Source organism: Colwellia sp. E150_009, from assembly GCF_053543955.1.
The window spans coordinates 138599-156432 of sequence record NZ_JBHFOM010000001.1 but is presented as its reverse complement, the minus strand read 5'-3'; the positions used below and the strand labels follow the sequence as shown (position 1 = coordinate 156432).

The 17834-nt window shown below is 35.9% G+C and carries 17 protein-coding genes; 4 read left to right on the top strand and 13 right to left on the bottom strand.

What is annotated here, in order from left to right; all coding sequences use genetic code 11:
- Positions 1-6: 6 nt before the first annotated feature.
- Positions 7-1488, bottom strand: coding sequence for a sulfotransferase (locus ACE1OF_RS00745; RefSeq protein WP_448891968.1), 1482 nt, complete (start codon positions 1486-1488; stop codon positions 7-9).
- Positions 1489-1917: 429 nt separating this feature from the next.
- Here ACE1OF_RS00745 and ACE1OF_RS00740 point away from each other — a divergent pair, with 429 nt between their 5' ends.
- Positions 1918-2124, top strand: a complete 207-nt coding sequence (locus ACE1OF_RS00740) for a cold-shock protein (RefSeq protein ID WP_033092258.1) — start codon at positions 1918-1920, stop codon at positions 2122-2124.
- A gap of 185 nt (positions 2125-2309) precedes the next feature.
- On the opposite strand, the gene ACE1OF_RS00735 is transcribed toward ACE1OF_RS00740, so the two are convergent.
- The 3 genes from ACE1OF_RS00735 to arfB form a co-directional block, all read right to left on the bottom strand.
- A complete protein-coding gene (locus ACE1OF_RS00735) occupies positions 2310-3155 on the bottom strand; it encodes an HDOD domain-containing protein (RefSeq protein WP_448891966.1) in 846 nt (281 codons plus the stop codon).
- A gap of 154 nt (positions 3156-3309) precedes the next feature.
- Complete coding sequence (locus ACE1OF_RS00730; protein WP_448891965.1) at positions 3310-4161, bottom strand: DUF2797 domain-containing protein; 852 nt, start codon at positions 4159-4161, stop codon at positions 3310-3312.
- Between the two features lie 91 nt (positions 4162-4252).
- Positions 4253-4675: an alternative ribosome rescue aminoacyl-tRNA hydrolase ArfB gene (arfB, locus tag ACE1OF_RS00725; RefSeq protein ID WP_448891963.1), complete on the bottom strand. Its 423-nt coding sequence runs from the start codon at positions 4673-4675 to the stop codon at positions 4253-4255.
- A gap of 49 nt (positions 4676-4724) precedes the next feature.
- Here arfB and ACE1OF_RS00720 point away from each other — a divergent pair, with 49 nt between their 5' ends.
- Positions 4725-5006 carry a GIY-YIG nuclease family protein gene (locus tag ACE1OF_RS00720; RefSeq protein WP_448891962.1) on the top strand — a complete coding sequence of 94 codons (282 nt, stop codon included), beginning with the start codon at positions 4725-4727 and terminating at the stop codon, positions 5004-5006.
- A 91-nt stretch (positions 5007-5097) separates the two neighbouring features.
- Complete coding sequence (locus ACE1OF_RS00715; protein WP_448891960.1) at positions 5098-5838, top strand: DUF3581 family protein; 741 nt, start codon at positions 5098-5100, stop codon at positions 5836-5838.
- A 74-nt stretch (positions 5839-5912) separates the two neighbouring features.
- Here ACE1OF_RS00715 and ACE1OF_RS00710 read toward each other — a convergent pair whose 3' ends face one another.
- Positions 5913-6428 carry a hypothetical protein gene (locus ACE1OF_RS00710; protein ID WP_448891958.1) on the bottom strand — a complete coding sequence of 172 codons (516 nt, stop codon included), beginning with the start codon at positions 6426-6428 and terminating at the stop codon, positions 5913-5915.
- A gap of 159 nt (positions 6429-6587) precedes the next feature.
- On the opposite strand from ACE1OF_RS00710, the gene ACE1OF_RS00705 reads away from it, so the two are divergent.
- Positions 6588-7466, top strand: coding sequence for a DNA ligase (locus ACE1OF_RS00705; protein ID WP_448891956.1), 879 nt, complete (start codon positions 6588-6590; stop codon positions 7464-7466).
- A gap of 24 nt (positions 7467-7490) precedes the next feature.
- Here ACE1OF_RS00705 and ACE1OF_RS00700 read toward each other — a convergent pair whose 3' ends face one another.
- The 8 genes from ACE1OF_RS00700 to ACE1OF_RS00665 all read right to left on the bottom strand — a co-directional run bounded on the left by ACE1OF_RS00700 (position 7491) and on the right by ACE1OF_RS00665 (position 17818).
- Complete coding sequence (locus ACE1OF_RS00700; RefSeq protein ID WP_448891955.1) at positions 7491-8390, bottom strand: class I SAM-dependent methyltransferase; 900 nt, start codon at positions 8388-8390, stop codon at positions 7491-7493.
- 183 nt (positions 8391-8573) lie between these two features.
- Positions 8574-9998, bottom strand: coding sequence for a sodium-dependent transporter (locus tag ACE1OF_RS00695; RefSeq protein WP_448891953.1), 1425 nt, complete (start codon positions 9996-9998; stop codon positions 8574-8576).
- Between the two features lie 228 nt (positions 9999-10226).
- The gene (locus ACE1OF_RS00690; RefSeq protein WP_448891952.1) at positions 10227-11069 is read right to left on the bottom strand and encodes an HDOD domain-containing protein; all 843 of its coding nucleotides are present in this window, start codon (positions 11067-11069) and stop codon (positions 10227-10229) included.
- Positions 11070-11099: 30 nt separating this feature from the next.
- Positions 11100-11570 carry a winged helix-turn-helix transcriptional regulator gene (locus ACE1OF_RS00685; RefSeq protein WP_448891950.1) on the bottom strand — a complete coding sequence of 157 codons (471 nt, stop codon included), beginning with the start codon at positions 11568-11570 and terminating at the stop codon, positions 11100-11102.
- Between the two features lie 149 nt (positions 11571-11719).
- The gene (gene putA / locus ACE1OF_RS00680) at positions 11720-15586 is read right to left on the bottom strand and encodes a bifunctional proline dehydrogenase/L-glutamate gamma-semialdehyde dehydrogenase PutA (protein ID WP_448891948.1); all 3867 of its coding nucleotides are present in this window, start codon (positions 15584-15586) and stop codon (positions 11720-11722) included.
- Between the two features lie 259 nt (positions 15587-15845).
- On the bottom strand, positions 15846-17123 hold the full coding sequence (gene murA, locus ACE1OF_RS00675) for a UDP-N-acetylglucosamine 1-carboxyvinyltransferase (protein WP_448891946.1): 1278 nt from the start codon (positions 17121-17123) through the stop codon (positions 15846-15848).
- Between the two features lie 114 nt (positions 17124-17237).
- Positions 17238-17489 (bottom strand): BolA family protein, encoded by a 252-nt coding sequence (locus ACE1OF_RS00670; RefSeq protein WP_448891944.1) that lies wholly within the window; start codon positions 17487-17489, stop codon positions 17238-17240.
- Between the two features lie 26 nt (positions 17490-17515).
- Positions 17516-17818 carry an STAS domain-containing protein gene (locus ACE1OF_RS00665; RefSeq protein ID WP_448891942.1) on the bottom strand — a complete coding sequence of 101 codons (303 nt, stop codon included), beginning with the start codon at positions 17816-17818 and terminating at the stop codon, positions 17516-17518.
- Between the last annotated feature and the right edge of the window lie 16 nt (positions 17819-17834).

Genomic DNA, 17834 nt, shown 5'->3' with positions numbered 1-17834 from the left:
CAATCTCTAAGTCAATTCAGCAAAACAAGAGGGTAAATACTTTGCATAAGGTTTCCAAACAGTTTTAATGTGAGTATTTAATCCATTTCTAAGCTGAATATCACTTAATGTATCAATATGTCGAGACTCTTTAGCAAAATCCAAACAAGCATTTTCAAAATCTAATGAGCAAAAATCAAGTAGCTTAGTTAGACTTTTTTTAGGTTCAGCAACAAAACTCTCATAACTAACATGATGAATAAACTCTGGCAGCACTTGCTGCCAATGCAACATAACTCGCCGATAATATTTATGATATTTTGCTATCTCATCCATTGAACAAAAATAGGGTTCTGAAGCGTCAAAATGATTACTAAAAATTGACCAACTTACTGATTTTACCTCACGAGAAATGTGAACCACTTTAGCGTGAGGAAAAAGCATTTTAATCAAGCCAATAGATTGATAATTGGCTGGCATTTTATCAATGATAAAATCAGCATTAGGTGCTAAAGCTTGCATGTTCGACAAATAATGTGCACCTAATGTTTCACATTGTTCTAAGGTTAGTAATTTGCACCCTTGTGGAAATGGCTGTTTAGTTAACTGAAAGATCCCTTGTGCAATATCACCAGCTAAAAATGGCAATTCCCCTGCCGAGCTTATTTTACTATGACTAAGTAACATTTGTTCTAATAAGGTAGAGCCTGAACGCGGTTGACCAACAATGAAAACCGGAGTCAATGGAGATTCTTTTTTTAAATGAACACCCAACGCCTGCGACTTACTAGTCTGCATTTGTTTTATTTTTTTAAAAAAAGAGGCTGAAAAGGTATCTGTTAACTGAAAAAAATAAGGAGCCATATCATCTACACAGAAGTCAGTTTGTGATAGTTGTATATTATTTGCTTGAGTATAATGATGAAAAGCTTGTTCATAATCCTGCGCTTGGTGAAATAATTGCGCAAAAGCATAATGAAGTAAAATTTGTTCTCGTTGATTAAGCGATGTGCTTTTATGAGTTAATTTATCTAAAAAATTCTGCGCATAAGCATCAATCGAGTTTTGATGTTTTATACGAACCTTTAAAGAAAATGCACGCACATTATAAGGCGATAGTTTTAATAGTTTATCTAAATAAATCTCTGCTTTGTCTAATTGATTTGACTGACCATAAAAAATAGCTAACGCAAGCAAACTAGGACTAAAGTCTTTTTTAATAGCATAAGCTTTCAATAAGGCTTGCTCCGCTTGCACGAACCGCTGAAGTTTTTGACAAGATTGCGCTAATGATAACCATAGCGGTGGAATATTCGCAGATAGTTGCACGCAACGGCTAAAAATATCATAACTGGGCTGATAACTATCAAGCGCTAAGGCAACCTTACCAAGTCCCCACAATGCATCAATATCATTAGGATTTACTTTTAGCAATTCCCTATATAGCTGCTCTGCCTGTTTTATTTGGTTTTTTTGAAAAAATAGATTCGCTTGAACGATTAAACTCATAATAACATTGTTTGTTTTCTTTACTCATTTACCTAGTATAAGTTATTTAACGGTATGTGATACAAATAAACAATAGCTATTGCTTGAAGCATTGTATGGCTGGGCGTGTTCCCAAACGACTATAGCCTAGCCAAACATAAATAAACGCTATATCAATAAGCTATACCAATAAATAATCAGATACTATGTCAATAAAAAACACTACCATGCGTATATTTCTATTGACAATAACGTACATCGATATATAATCCAATTCGCTTGAAGTTAGTTTTATTTTTTTGTACACCATTTCGACGTTATATTAGTAGCTCGTCCTGATTTATAAGTAATAGCAACTTTTTTTAGCAAACCCGCTTTAAGACTATGCTTATAATGTTTATCTTATGTTTTTAAAGCACAATTACTCATAAATAAAATAGGATGACTACTATGTCTACTACTACTGGTACAGTAAAATGGTTTAACGAAGCAAAAGGTTTCGGTTTTATCGAGCAAGAAAATGGCCCTGACGTTTTTGCTCATTTCAACGCAATCGTTGGCGAAGGTTTCAAAACTTTAGCTGAAGGTCAAAAAGTTGAATTTACAGTAACTGACGGTCAAAAAGGCCCTCAAGCTGAGAATATTGTTGCACTTTAATTTTTAATAATTAAAGTCACGAAAAAAGCGAATATCTTCATGATAATTCGCTTTTTTTATGCCTGAAAACTTATCTCCCTGTTTCATAAACCCTGCTATTGCTCAATCAAGCGCCTTGCCCTGATTTATTTTTCCTGCGCACAACAAGATCACAAACTTAATAAAACTAATGGTATAAGTTTTATCTAATAAATAGTAACGGACTTTGGTCTTAATACTGCCAATATACTTAAACGTTCCGTATCGCAATATTCCATAGCCTTATTTAACAATTCATCATCAACCCCCAAAGAAGTTAACGGTATTTTATCCAAAAGCGCTTTTTGATTCGTCGATTTCAATAGTTTTTGATGCACCAGAATACGCTTTGCAATATAAAGTAATTGGCTCTCAGTATTCACTAAACCAAAATTCGCTTCATCTTGATTTCGAATTGGAGCCACTATGTTATAGGGTAATTGCCACAGTTTTAATATTTCAGCACCTAACTCTCCAAAAGTAAACCCTAAAATATCACGCTGAACATCCCATGGTAAATCACTGGCTTGTTTAATATTGTATTCAGGTATTTTATCTGGCGATAATTGCTTTACTATTAATTCACCTAAATTATGTAAAAGACCCAAAATAAATAATCTCTCGGCATTAGGTACATTCAAACTGCAGCCTAAAAATTTAACGAGTAAAGCGCAATCAATACTCTCTTCCCAAAAATTTTCTAAGAAACCTTGGTCTGCGTGAATTGACTCAAATGCCTGCTCAGTGAAATAAGCAATCACAAGGTTGTATACCTCTGTAATACCTAGAACTAATACCGCTTTTGAGATAGTATCAATTTTACCAGGGTAATTAAAAAAAGCGCTATTGGCGAGCTTTAAAATAGTACCTGAAAGTGCTGGATCAACAATAATAACATCATTGATATCATCAATAGTTGACGACTCATTATCTATTAATTCTTTAATTCTAATAAATGAATCTGATAAAACAAAAATATCACCCGCCTGAGATGCATAGTCAATTGCTGTCATAGATCGCCATCCATTTAGAGTATTTACCAAATTGATTAAGTTATTGCACATCGAGCATAGCTCTGAGTTGGGAAGAAATTTAATTAAATTGGTATTATACGTTAATAAGTTTATATTCATAACTTAGCACAGTTTTAAAAACGGCTACAACAAATCAATATTCTGCACTAATTTGATATGATGAAAATTTGCGCATATTGATAACGCCTTCTTCAAAAATTAAATATTGCCCTTTTATACCCAACAACACACCTGATATTACGGCAGTTTTGTCAAAATTGTATGAACTAATTTTGGTTAAATACTCACTAACAGGGTAATCAATTTCCACAACATCTTCATTTAACTGTTGTACAGCTGCACCACCAAACTTAAGAGCTATTTCATCTAAACGTCCTACAATTTTAGGAATTAATATCTTTGCTTGCAATTTTAAATCTATGGATTCATTACTGCCTTTTAGCATTGCACGCCAATTAGTTTTATCACTAATATATTCACCTAATGCGGTTTCAATTAAGCCAGACTGTAAACGAGTACTTACCTTAAATATTGGTAGTGCTTGCGTTGCACCTTGATCAATCCAGCGAGTAGGAATTTGTGTGTGGCGAGTAATACCAACCTTTAAAGCAGAAGTGTTAGATAAATAAACATAATGATCAACCATGCAATACTGCTCACCCCAATGCGGTTCTCGACATGTGCCTAAGTGGTGATGACAAGTTTCTGGTTTCATAATACACATATCACATTGGGCAAGCTTCGTCATGCAAGGGTAGCAAAAACCTTGAGAATAACTTTTTTTAGTCGTTTTACCACAATGTTTACATGCAATTTTACCATGAAAGGTTAAGGTTAGTTTTTTACCTATTAGCGGATTTAGTGCAATACTTTGCTGCTCATTCCCCTCTCCAATAGCTGCTAAAGGTAATTGATAGTGAACAAGGTTATTTACATCTAATTGGGCCGTTAATTTTTCAACTGCACCTATTTCAGAAATTGGCATTATATCTCTCTTAAATTATTTTCTTTAGGTTAGTACATCACGAGTTAAATGATAAATGAAATGTTAATAGTGATTTCACAACAGACATTGCTCAAAAAGATTTAACATTCGGTTTTTGACGAGCTTGTTTTACTCTCTTTTTATTAGCTTTACTTGTTAAACGTCGCTGAACAGATCCTTTTGTTGGCTTAGTTACCTTTCTTTTTTTTTGCACTACCATTACTGATACAATCAATGCTTTTAATCGGTTTAAAGCATCATCTTTGTTCATTTCTTGTGTACGAAAAGATTGCGCTTTAATGATAACAATACCCTCTTTTGAGATTCGCGTATCTTTACAGTTTAGTAGTCGAGATTTATAAATATCAGGCAAAGATGACCGCTTGATATCAAAACGCAGATGAATAGCCGTAGCCACTTTATTGACTCGTTGACCGCCATTTCCCATAGAACGAATCGCGCTGAGTTCTATTTCCCAATCTGCTAAACTAACACTATTTGATATCTCTAACACTTTTATTTACCATTGATTAACCTTTAGCTCGCTTTATACACTTTCTTTCATGGCTCTACAAAAAACATGGTATGTCTATTTTCTACGTTGCAATGACAACAGCTTGTATACTGGCATAACAACTGATATTAACCGTCGCTTACATCAGCACAACAATACCAAGCTAGGGGCTAAGTATACTAGAGCAAAACGGCCAGTAACACTCGTATTTATTGAATCAGCTCCAGATAAAAGTACCGCAAGCAAGCGAGAATACCAACTGAGAAAACTAAAAAAAATACAGAAAGAACGATTAGTTAGTACTTACCTTGCTTGCTCAAGCATTACCTAGAGGTCTGCTCAGTTCAAATATACTTTTTTATTTCGATTAATTAATTAATTACTGTTAGAATGCCCCGTTTTTTATAATGAAGTGAATGTTTATGCCTGAGACTGTTACCCCTAACAAAGCTATGTTTATTGAAAAGTATTGTGCTATAGACAGCGAAAAAATTAGTTTTACTCGTCAACAGGGAAGTGACTTTGCTAAACAAGTAGCTGATGATTTTAACCCACTACACAATATTGAAGCCAAGCGGTTTTGTGTTCCTGGCGATCTGTTATTTTCAGTGATTATAGCAAAGGCTGGTTTATATAAAGAGATGAGCTTTGATTTTTCTGGCATGGTAAATGATAGTATTGCTCTTACGTTTCCCACTGAAATCAATCCTTGTTTCGATATTGTTGATGATAATAAAAAAACCTATTTAACTGTTGAAGCCAGCGGCGAAAGAACCCATTGTCCTTCATTAATCAATGCCCTAACTAAAGCTTATGTAGATTTCTCAGGTCATACTTTCCCTGACATTTTAGTTAAGTTAATGACTGCAAATAACGTCATGATTAACCCCGCTAGACCTATGGTTATGTATCAATGCATGAAAATCAGTCTTAAACGCCTTGATATATCAACACTTACGCTGCAACTTGCACAAACCAGTTTGTCAATAGAAGCAAAACGTGGTGATGCGTGGTTAGAATTTGATCTAATCAGTGAGGGTGAAGTGGTAGGTCATGGTAAAAAACACATGCTATTAAGCGGTTTGCGTGAATATTGTCAAGACAGTGTTGACGCTATGGTTGAACAATATAAAGAAAGTAAAAAACGCTATAAAGACCAATAAAACTTCACAGCAAGTAGTATTCAAAAGTCTGATCATGTCACGGATAAGTAATTATTTAATATTCGCCCTTAATATTACTTCACTTCTTTATAGCTTTTTTCAAACTTGATTCCTTGCATTTGTTTATCTTCACTACAAAAAGCAAACATCGCTAAGTTTTTAGGGCGTCTACATTGATTTGGTTGCTGGTAATACTTTAACCATGCTCGCTTTTTCTTTCCTTGATATTTTGACTTCAACACAATCGCATTATTCGTTTTAAATGGCGTGGCTTCTCCTGCTTTATTAGTGTTTATTATTTTGCTCCTCATGCGATTAACAGACTTATGTGTATTACTCTGTTTTTTAGATTTACGCTTGGATTTTTTCTTAGGCTTAACCTTTCCATTTTCACATTGCCACCATTTATCACGAGCTTTATCTTCGCGCTTTCGTAAACTCATCCCTTTATTTTTTGAATAACCACTTCGCTGTAATGCTTGAACCTTATGTAATTTTTCAAGTAAAGGTTTACAACGTTTTTTAGCTGTTACGGTAGGTGTAAAAACAAAACACATAATAACAAAAAGTACACAGGTAAGTTGTGACATAATTTCGATCCTTGAATAACTATTGAAAAATCCATTCTTACTTTACTAAACTTGTATTTAATGAGGTTAAATTTAATCAGCTTAAGTCGTTATTTATTTAAGCATAGTCCAAATTTTAGACTATGCTTAAATGAATTAGCAATAACATGGATGTTTAAAATGAATAAACCTGATTTAAAAAATAATATTTTCATCACTTGCGCTTTACTCTGCCTTCTACTGCATAGCCAAATAAATGCACAATCAAATGATCAAATAAAACCTAAAATTCAACATGCCAAGCCATATAAAACGGTGGATGATATCAGCCAATATTGGATATCAGAAAAACTTGACGGCATACGTGGCTACTGGGATGGAACACAATTACTGACTAGACAAGGTAATACTATTCATAGTCCAACGTGGTTTACTCAACACTGGCCGTATGATGTGATGGATGGTGAACTATGGATTGCAAGAAACCAGTTTCAAGCGACATTATCATGTGTCAGAAAAACTATCATTGATGAGCAGTGTTGGCGCAATGTTCGGTTTATGATTTTTGATCTTCCTCAACACACAGGTACATTTACCGAAAGAATTAATACCATGATAACCCTAATAGAACGTACTGATTCAGCTTATTTAACTATGATCACTCAATTCAAACTACAAAGCACACAACAATTAGAAGCCACCCTTAACGAGGTTATTGCTGAACAAGGAGAAGGTTTAATGTTACACCTTGAAAGTGCTTTTTACCATGTAGGGAGAACTACTAATATAATGAAGCTAAAAAAGTACCAAGATGCAGAAGCAACCGTTATCGGGTATACAAATGGTAAAGGTAAATATCTTGGCATGTTAGGCGCTTTAAAAGTAAAAATGCCTAACGGTATTATTTTTAATATTGGCTCAGGCTTTACAGATGAGGAACGTGTCAATCCTCCACCAATTGGCAGTATTATTACTTACAAATATAACGGTAAAACTCAAGTGGGTATTCCAAGATTTGCTAGGTTTTACCGTATTAGAGGCAGTAACATAAAAAAATAAGCAACCTATTTGGGTATATAGATATTACTCAGGCTGATATGAAAAAACTAAAACTTTAAGCCCCTTACCTTTATGTGCCTCTTTAAACACCTTAGGATTGTCTAATCGTTGTTCAAAAATACAATCAGGGCATTCTCTCACCACTTCATTTTTTAAAAACTGTTCATCCAAATCAGGTGAATTCAAACAAAGCAATAATTGTGCACCTTGGTTCATCCATTGAGGGATTTTTCGTATGATTTTAGCGTAGTCTCTTTCAATATTCACACTGCCTTTTTGAAATGATGGCGGATCGCAAATCAACAAATCATACTTACCATATTTTTTAATACGACTATTCGATTTAAAAATATCTATCCCTTCAAAAACAATATGTTTCCCCTCTTTCTTTGATAATTTATTTAGTTGATGATTTTCTCTGCCTTTGCTTAACGAAGATTTACTTAAATCAATATTGACTACGCTCTTCGCCCCGCCCGCTATTGCAGCCACTGAAAAAGCACAGGTGTAAGCAAATAAATTGAGAACATTTTTATTGGTAGCCTGTTCATACACCCAATGTCGTCCATTAGCCATATCTAAAAACAGACCACTATTTTGAGCTTTGCCTAACTCAATATGATATGAAAGCCCGTGCTCAGTAACAACTGTTCTATCAGTCGCCTCTCCTAATAAAGCTTCAGTTGGAGCAAATTTTTCATAACGACGTTGTACTTGTACACTCTTACACAGTGGTGTTAAAGCATGTAATGCCTGTGCTTGCGCTAATAACCAAGCTTCATCAACTGCTTTGTATAAAGTAATGAGAATAACGGGTGAGAGCCAATCAACATTCACATAAGATAAGTTTTCATAGGCATGCCCGCGGCCATGAAATAACCGTTGGCAATCGGTAAAGTCTGTAGCAACAATATAGTTGAGCATAAAGGTAGTTTGATTCAGTATAAATGAAAAAAGATGAATCAATTATACCAGTTAATTAAACGGATTCTCTATTAACCAAAAATTTAAACAAAAACAAAAAAGCCGAGCAACAATAACATTACTCGGCTTTTGTACCCAAAATTGTACCTAAATAAACTTGTACTCAAACTCTGCGCTTATGTGTTAAAAACCGAACAAATTCATTGCAAAGAATTTCGTGGCAACCGTATTAATAAAAATAACTAATACAATGGCAGGAATAAATGTACCTAATGAGAAGTTAATATATTTTTCTACCCATGAGCCAATATAGTGATCATTTCCTATACTCAAATGTTCAGATAAATTTTTACTTTTCCAGCGGTAAGTAACAAACACACAGAGTAAAAAACCATTTAACGGTAAAATAGTGTCATAAAAAACGTCATAGACAATGTCAAAAAAAGACTTAGGGCTACCAGAATATGAAGCAAAATCAGTAAAAAAATTGACCATACCAAAAGAAAGTGTCGCAAAAACAGTTAGAACACCTGCCGTTATTAACAAAATAGACAACGCTTTTTTGCGACTATGTTTTTTCTCTGTCACTAAATAAGAAACGGGTACCTCAAGAATTGATACTAAAGAAGTAATCGCAGCAAAAAAGACTAAAATAAAGAAAAAAGCAGCAACAGCACTCGCGCCAATATAGCCAATGGATGTTTGCAGTGCTAAAAATATTTTAGGTAAAAAAGTAAATATCAATGAAACAGAACTATCACTTAACTCACTCGGATCTACATTGGGGTTAAACGAGAAGATGGCAGGTAAAATCATTAAACCAGCCACAAAAGCAACACCAGTATCCGTAATTGCAACCAACTTAGCTGAGTTAGGAATATTAGTTTTACTATCAATATACGAGCCATAGGTAATTAAAATTCCCATTCCCAACGACAATGAAAAAAATGCCTGAGACAAAGCACCATTGACAACACTTGGGGTTATTTTACTAATATCAGGAATTAAGAAAAACTCCACACCTGCCACAGCATTATCAAGTGTTAGTACAAAAATAACCATAATAATTAACATAAAAAATAAGGCTGGCATAAGAATTTTTGCTGCTTTTTCAATTCCATCTTTAACGCCAGCAACTAAAATAAAATTAATAATAGCGGCGACAAAAGCCATTGCCACAAATAAATACGGGCTATTAATAAATTCGCCAAAACCTGCACCGCTAGCTAAATAGTCTAACCGTCCTGAAAGTGTTAAAACAATATAACCAAAAATCCACACCGTAATAACCATATAGAAAACGGCAATCATAAAAGGTGTTAACACTCCTAAAAAACCTGCGGCTCCCCAAAGTGTGCTATTACCACTTAATGATTTATATGCTCCAACAGGTTCTTTTTCTGTTTTCCGACCAACAGCCATTTCCGCAATCATTACAGGTAAGCAGATTAGAAAAACGAATAATGCGTACAAAACTAAAAAGGCGCCACCGCCATTTTTAGCGGCATTAACAGGGAACCCCACTAAATTACCAATACCCACGGCAGAGCCTGCCGCCGCAAGAATAAAACCAATACGGGAACTAAAATGTTCTCTTGATGCACTCATAAACTTCCTTCACTTATCGTTATACTTATTATAATTTTATTTTAAAACCATTCGATGCTAGCAAGCTTTATTAATCTTGTCTCCTATATAGGTGATTGCCAAAAGTAGTTAAATACTTACAAAAAGGCTACGAAGTGTATAGTATTTTGTCCACTTAGTACTCAATAGGCGATAGCTATAACGAAATAGAGAAATAACGAAAACATTACTTTGGTATGTTAAATTATTTTATCTTGAAAATAACTTCGGATTCATAACTGTTAAAATACCCTGAGCATCATTTGCTGCTATTTCACTTACTTGTTCAATGTCTTCTTTGCTTAACTTTAAACTGGTACATAATGACTCATCAATCACTTCATCATATTGAAATAAATCACTATGGCTATCCAATAAAGCTAATCTTGAAGCTAAGTTGAGTACTTTAACATCATTATTAATTTGATTACTTTTAGCTTGATTAAAATGACGAATAGGGATAATTATTTTTTCTGGCAGTTGCCATATTTTAAGTAATTCAGCTGAAATATCTGTGTAAGTATAACCCAACGCTAACTCTTGTATGTGCCAAGGCGAATTATTTCGATTATATTGCTCACAACGTTGTGCAATTTCAGGACTTATTTTTGCGACAAGAAGCTCACCAAAATTTTGTAAGAGTCCTGCAACGAAAAGCCGTTCAATGTCTTTTATTCCTGCTTTTATTGCTAAATTTTTACTGACTAAGCCGCAATAAACACTCATACGCCAAAAACGCTTTAGATCAATAGCCTGATTTTCAAAGTGTTTAAAAGCTGATGCAGCAACATCCACTAGCATCATATTATAAATGGCTTGAGTACCGATAATAGTAATAGCGCGAGAAATAGTACTTATCTGGCCAGGAAAATTGTAAATAGCACTATTGGCTATTTGTAATAACCTAGAGGTCATTGAAGGATCCACACTTATCACATCAGCAAAATCACTAATTTCTGATTTTTCATCTTCCATCAAGGCTTTTACTTTAAAACAGGCATCTGGTAATGCAAAAGAGCCATTAGCTTGCAGGGCATATTCACGTGCGTTCATAGTTATCCTTTGTTTGGGGACTGGTCAATACTACTCAAATGGTACACCGCTATCTTCTTTAATGTGTTCTGTTACCATGTAAGTGTGTGTTTGAGATATTGCTGGTAAACCAGCAACTTTTTCTAAAATTAATCGATAACTGTCCATATCAGAAAATCGCGTTTTGAGTAAATAATCATAACCACCAGCAACTAAATGACACTCAACTATTTCTTTTATTTTAACCACTTCATTCTTAAATAATTTAAAAACATCCGCTGTGGTTCTATCTAAAGTTACCTGTATAAAAGCGGTCATGCGGTAGCCGAGTTTTTGTGCACTTAAAAAAGCACCATAACGTTTAATATAACCTTCAGCTTCTAAGCGTTTAACTCTGTCTAAACAAGGACTAGCACTTAAATTGACAATTTTAGCCAATTCAACATTGGTGATTCTACCATCAAATTGCAGCGTTTTTAAAATAGCGGTATCGACACGGTCTAAGGATTTAATTTTGCTCATTATCTAAAATACAATATTTTATAGTGATTAAATCAAATAGTGTCATATATTGAATGGATATGGAATAAGAAGTATTGAGTTTGTAAGGAAGGGAGTGATAAGAAACCACTCCCTTAATAAATTAACGCTGAAATTCGGTAGAATAAATTCTATTCATCCTCTTCAATCAACGTCATCAGCGATGTATTACCGCCTGACGCGGTAGTATCAATACTGATTGTTTTTTCAGTTAACAAGCGTTGTATAAGGTTATCATAATATTCAGACGTAATAACAGGTAATATTGCTCCGCTTCGTTGCGCAAGCTTTTCACTAATATAATGTTTCCTGTCACAACTACTGTCAACCACAACACCTGACAAGGCAGGGTGTGCAAGCATGGCTTCTAAATGGTTAAGTTTAGCAACTTGTAAAATACCAACATCAGCGCCTGTTGAAATAAACTTATCTCTGAAAGCTAAAGCTTCATCATAAAACAGGTCAGATACTACCGAAATTACTGTATTGCCTGTGGCTAATGCTGTAACTACCGACATAACCCAAAAATGGAAGCTAACATTATCATCCGCAAAACACATAATATTTCCACGGTTTTCTAAATAAATAATATTTGATTCGCCTGTAGGTCCCGGTAATTCCTGTGGCTTTTTCATGCGCTTTTCAATATTGATTAATTGATCACGAGCGGCGGCTAAAGTACGATTTAAATTATCTGCCAGATCTTCAACAATTTCAACGTGAGCAATTTTAGCTAATAATTGACGTACATGAGAAACACGGGTGTTCAAATCAGTTAAACGCCACTTTTGCTGTGCGCATTCTGCTGTGTCCATAAAGCGGATAGCTTGATTCTGTGTATTTTCATCACCACTTAGCGCGAGTTCTTGTGCTGGTAATAACTGTATTTTTTCCTCATCTGGTGTTGCTTTTTCAACCACTAAACGAGAGAGATAGTTGGGACCACCTGCTTTAGGTCCTGTACCTGAAAGACCTCGGCCTCCAAAAGGTTGCACGCCAACAATCGCCCCTATCATATTGCGGTTAATATAGACATTGCCTGCCCGCGATAATTTCGCAAGCTCAATAGCTCTATGCTCTATACGCGTATGGATCCCCATGGTTAAACCAAAACCTGTGCTGTTAACCTTCTCAATAACTGCTTCTATTTCAGCACCGTTGAATCGAATAACATGTACACAAGGACCAAACACCTCTTTGGTGAGCACATCAATATTATCAATTTCATATAAACGTGGTGCAAAGAAAAAATGTCCATCTGACTCACGGGCCTCATTCCCTTCTTTACCTCCAAATAAGTCACATTGATATAAAAGCTTGCCGTTGGTTTGCATGTAATCATGATGTGCGTTTAGTGCATCCAATGCTTTTTGGTCAATAACAGGTCCAACATCGGTACTCAATTTTGCAGGGTTACCAATATAAAGTTCAGCTAAAGCACCTTTAAGCATACGGATTACATTGTCAGCAATATCTTCTTGTAAAAATAGCACCCTAAGTGCTGAACACCGTTGACCTGCTGATTGAAAACCTGACGATATAACATCATCCACAACTTGCTCTGGCAAAGCAGTAGAGTCAACAATCATACAATTCTGACCACCTGTTTCAGCAATTAATGGTACTTGGTCACCGCCACGCTCTGCTAACGTTTGAGAAATGCGAGTGCCAGTCTCAGTAGAACCTGTAAACATAACAGCCGCTACTCTTTCATCTGGCACTATTGTACTACCAACCACACTACCTCGCGCCATCACCGCTTGAACAACATTTTGCGGTAAACCGACCGATTTCATTAATTCAATAGTACGTAATGCAATAAGACCTGTTTGCTCGGCAGGTTTTGCTAGCACCGTATTTCCCGTGACAATTGCCGCAGCCACTTGTCCTAAAAAAATAGCTAACGGGAAATTCCATGGGCTAATACACAACACAACACCACGCGCTTCTAACCGTTCATCCTCACTTTGCTCTATCGCTCTGGCTGCATAATATCGACAAAAATCAACAGCTTCACGTACTTCATCAATACCGTCTTGGGCTACCTTACCCGCTTCTTTAATACACAGGGCGATCAGTTCTTCCATATGACGCTCTAATATATCAGCAATACGACAAAGCAAATCCGCACGTTCTGACACAGGTGTTTTCGACCAACTTGCAAAAGCTTTTTCCGCATTATCAATCATCACTCGCATGTCATCTTCGCTATGATGGCGGTGAAAACCAATAATTTCTTTGTGATTAGCTGGGTTTTTTACCACTTCAACATCATTAGGCACATCATTTTTATTTAATAAGTTTTCAACAAACCAATTATCTAAAGCCTGTTTTAATGAGGTTATTTCATTAATATCGGTTAAATCTATCCCTTTAGAGTTGTCCCGAGGAGCAATAAGCCCATTCAAATTTTTCTTATTTTCATTACGATAAAGATCAATAGGCAAAACAATTTGGCTATTGTATCTGTCTTTTAAACGTTGGGTTTTCTCTACAGGGTCAGCAAGTAATGATTCTACCGGTTGAGATTCATCAACAATAGCATTAACAAAAGATGAATTTGCCCCATTTTCTAATAAACGACGTACTAAATAAGCGAGTAAATCTTCATGGTGTCCTACAGGTGCGTATATACGACATTGTATGCTTTCTTGAGACACTATTTGATCATATAAGGAGTCTCCCATGCCGTGTAAACACTGGAATTCAAACCCTTGTTTATCTTCACCTGCCAATTCAACAATAGTCGCTGCAGTGTAAGCATTATGTGTGGCAAATTGCGGATATATACTGTCACGATAATCAAGTAATTTGTTAGCACAAGCATGATAAGAAACATCCGTAGATGATTTACGTGTGAACACAGGGAAATGACTCATTCCGTCTTTTTGAGCATTTTTAATCTCAGTATCCCAATAAGCACCTTTCACTAAACGCACCATCATACGACGGTTAGTTCTTAAGGTTAATTCTCTTAACCAATCAACAACAAAAAGTGCTCGTTTTTGATAAGCTTGTAGTGCAATACCGAAGCCTTGCCAATCGCCTAAATCAGTATCAGTGAACACAGATTCAATAATATCTAACGATATATCTAAACGCTCTGATTCTTCTGCATCAACCGTCAAACCAATATTATAATCCTTGGCTTGTAAGCATAATGCTTTTAATTTAGGTACTATTTCATCCATCACACGAGATTTATGCGTAAACTCATAACGCGGATGAATCGCCGATAATTTAACCGAAATACCAGGAACACGACGGGGATCATTTTTGCCTGACGCTAGTGCAACTTTACCAATAACTTCAATCGCATCTTGATACGACTTTAAATAGCGATTAGCATCCAACATGGTACGAGCACCCTCGCCTAACATGTCATATGAGTATACATAGCCTTGCTGCTCTTTTGTTGCAGCACGCTCTGTTGCATCCGTAATGGTTTCCCCCATAACAAACTGCTTACCCATTATTCTCATTGCATAATTCATTGATTTACGAATGACAGGCTCTCCCAAGCGGCCAACTGTTTTCTTCAATAAACCAAACTTATCCTGTTTACGTTTATCTGCATAATTCACCATTGAACCAGTGATTAATAACCCCCATGATGAAGCGTTAACAAACAAAGAGTCACTTGATCCCAAATGGCTACTCCACTGCCCTTGTGATATTTTATCTCGTATTAATGCATCTTGTGTATGCTTATCTGGCACACGTAATAGCGCTTCAGCTAAGCACATCAATACCACACCTTCTTCTGAAGATAAGGAGTACTCATTTAACAATGCATCTATAGCGCCATTACCTTCTTGGTCTTGACGAATTTGTAAAACCATTTTACGTGCACGTTCCCAAGCACGACTTCGTGCACTCACATTCACCTCAGCAAATGGGAGGATATGATCAACAGCAACATTTTCATCTATACGATAAAACTCACGAATTTTCTGACGAATAGGACAATCAGTATTAAATGAACCAGTAAATAGCATGGGCAAACCTCAAAAAACGAACAGAACATTTCTGTTTTTAGTATAGTCAATAAATTTCGAGGCGCATTTTAAAGTTAAAGCAACAGAATGTGCTGGTTATTTTCGGCATTTGTCCGTTTATAATACCGAAAAAGCCAGAATACACAGTAGATTGTTCTACTACATAGTCTGACTTTTGGATTTGCCAACAACTTTATTCCAATCGATATTGCGGTTGATTTATTGGAGGTGAGAAATAAAACAACCTAATCATGTGTTATTAGTTAATATGTATACGCGTAATATCCGCACCTAATGCCTGTAGTTTATCTTCTATTTTCAAATAACCTCGGTCAATATGATAAATACGATCAACTTGCGTTGGTGTTTTTGCAACAAGACCAGCAATAACTAAACTTGCTGATGCACGTAAATCTGTTGCCATCACTTGCGCGCCATTTAATGAACTAACACCTTTAACAATAGCCGTATTACCTTCAAGTACAATATCAGCGCCCATGCGTTGTAGTTCGGGTACATGCATAAAACGATTTTCAAAAATAGTTTCAATAACCGTTGCGGTACCTTCTGCTAATACATTCAATGTCATAAATTGAGCCTGCATATCTGTTGGAAATGCTGGATGCGGTGCAGTTTTAACACTAACGGCTTTCGGTTTGTGTGTCATTGATAATTCAATCCACTCAGCACCTGAACTATCGACACCCGTTGTAATATCAGCACCTGCCTCTGTTAGTTTAGATAATACCGCCTCTAAACCACTAGCATCAGTATTTAAGCACTTAACTTTTCCTTGTGTTACCGCTGCTGCCACAAGGAAAGTGCCTGTTTCTATTCTATCAGGCATCACACTGTACTCACTGCCCTTTAGCTCATTAACACCTTCAATAGTTAACGTATTCGTTCCTGCGCCAGATATTTTTGCTCCCATACTTATTAAACAATTAGCAAGATCAACAATTTCAGGTTCTCTAGCCGCATTTTCAATAACAGTAATACCATCAGCTAATGCTGCCGCCATCATTATATTTTCAGTGCCTGTAACACTGACAACATCCATAAAAATGTTAGCCGCTGCCAAACGACCTTTTTTCCGCGCTACAATATAACCATTTTCAACGTCTATATCAGCGGCCATTGCTTTAAGCCCCTGAATATGTAAGTTTACAGGACGTGCACCTATAGCACAGCCACCAGGTAATGACACTTCGGCATGTCCCATACGCGCCAATAACGGTCCAAGAACAAGAATAGAGGCACGCATTGTTTTCACAAGATCATAAGGCGCACAACATTGTGTAATATTACTCGCATCAATGCTTAATTTATCTTCACCTAACCACTGTGTTTTAGCACCTAGCTGTCCGAGTAATTTTACCGTAGTTAAAATATCATTTAACTTAGGAACATTACTAAAAATGATAGGTGTTTTCGATAACAGTGCTGACATTAAAATAGGGAGTGCGGCGTTTTTAGCACCTGAAATGGTGACTTCACCGTGTAGTGGCTTACCACCAATAACTTTAAATGCGTCCAAAATGACTACTTCTTACTTATAATTTTATGGGATACTTAGCCAAATTACCTCAAAATACAGAATTTGAGTAAAATGTGCTTGGCTGTCAATTTACTTAATCAGTATTGCATGCCTTTACATATTAAACAATTTGTCGCGTTTCCATTGTTCTTTTGTAAACGTTTTCACCGTAACTGCATGAATAGCTCCAGCCTTTATTGGTTCGGCTAATGCAGCAAACACCACTTGTTGGCGTTTTACACGAGACAATTCACCAAACATATCGGCAACCGCCGTTACACTACATTGCGAACCATCAAATTTAACATGTAGTTCATCAAGATCTAGTGCATCATTAATTAATTTTTCTATTTCTGCTACTTCCAAAGGTATTCCTTAATCGCTATTTAAAGCTAAACCGACTCAACGGGTAAAAAGCCGTCAACGCCACTTAAGCTAATTAATTTCTTTAGTTTAGCAGGAACGCTGCTAAAAGTAAGTTGACACCCCGTTTGACTTGCTAGCTCTAATAAATAAAAAAGCCAAGCAAGGCCCGCAGTATCAATTTGGTCAACTTGTTGTAAGTCAATCACTGACGTTTTTTGATTTACAATTTCCTTAATACTTTTTTTAGGTAGTGTCATCACGGTTTGTCGCGTTAACTCACCTGTTAGCACAATATTATTATCAGTAATACATAACGTTATATTTTCCACAAATACGGCCACTTTT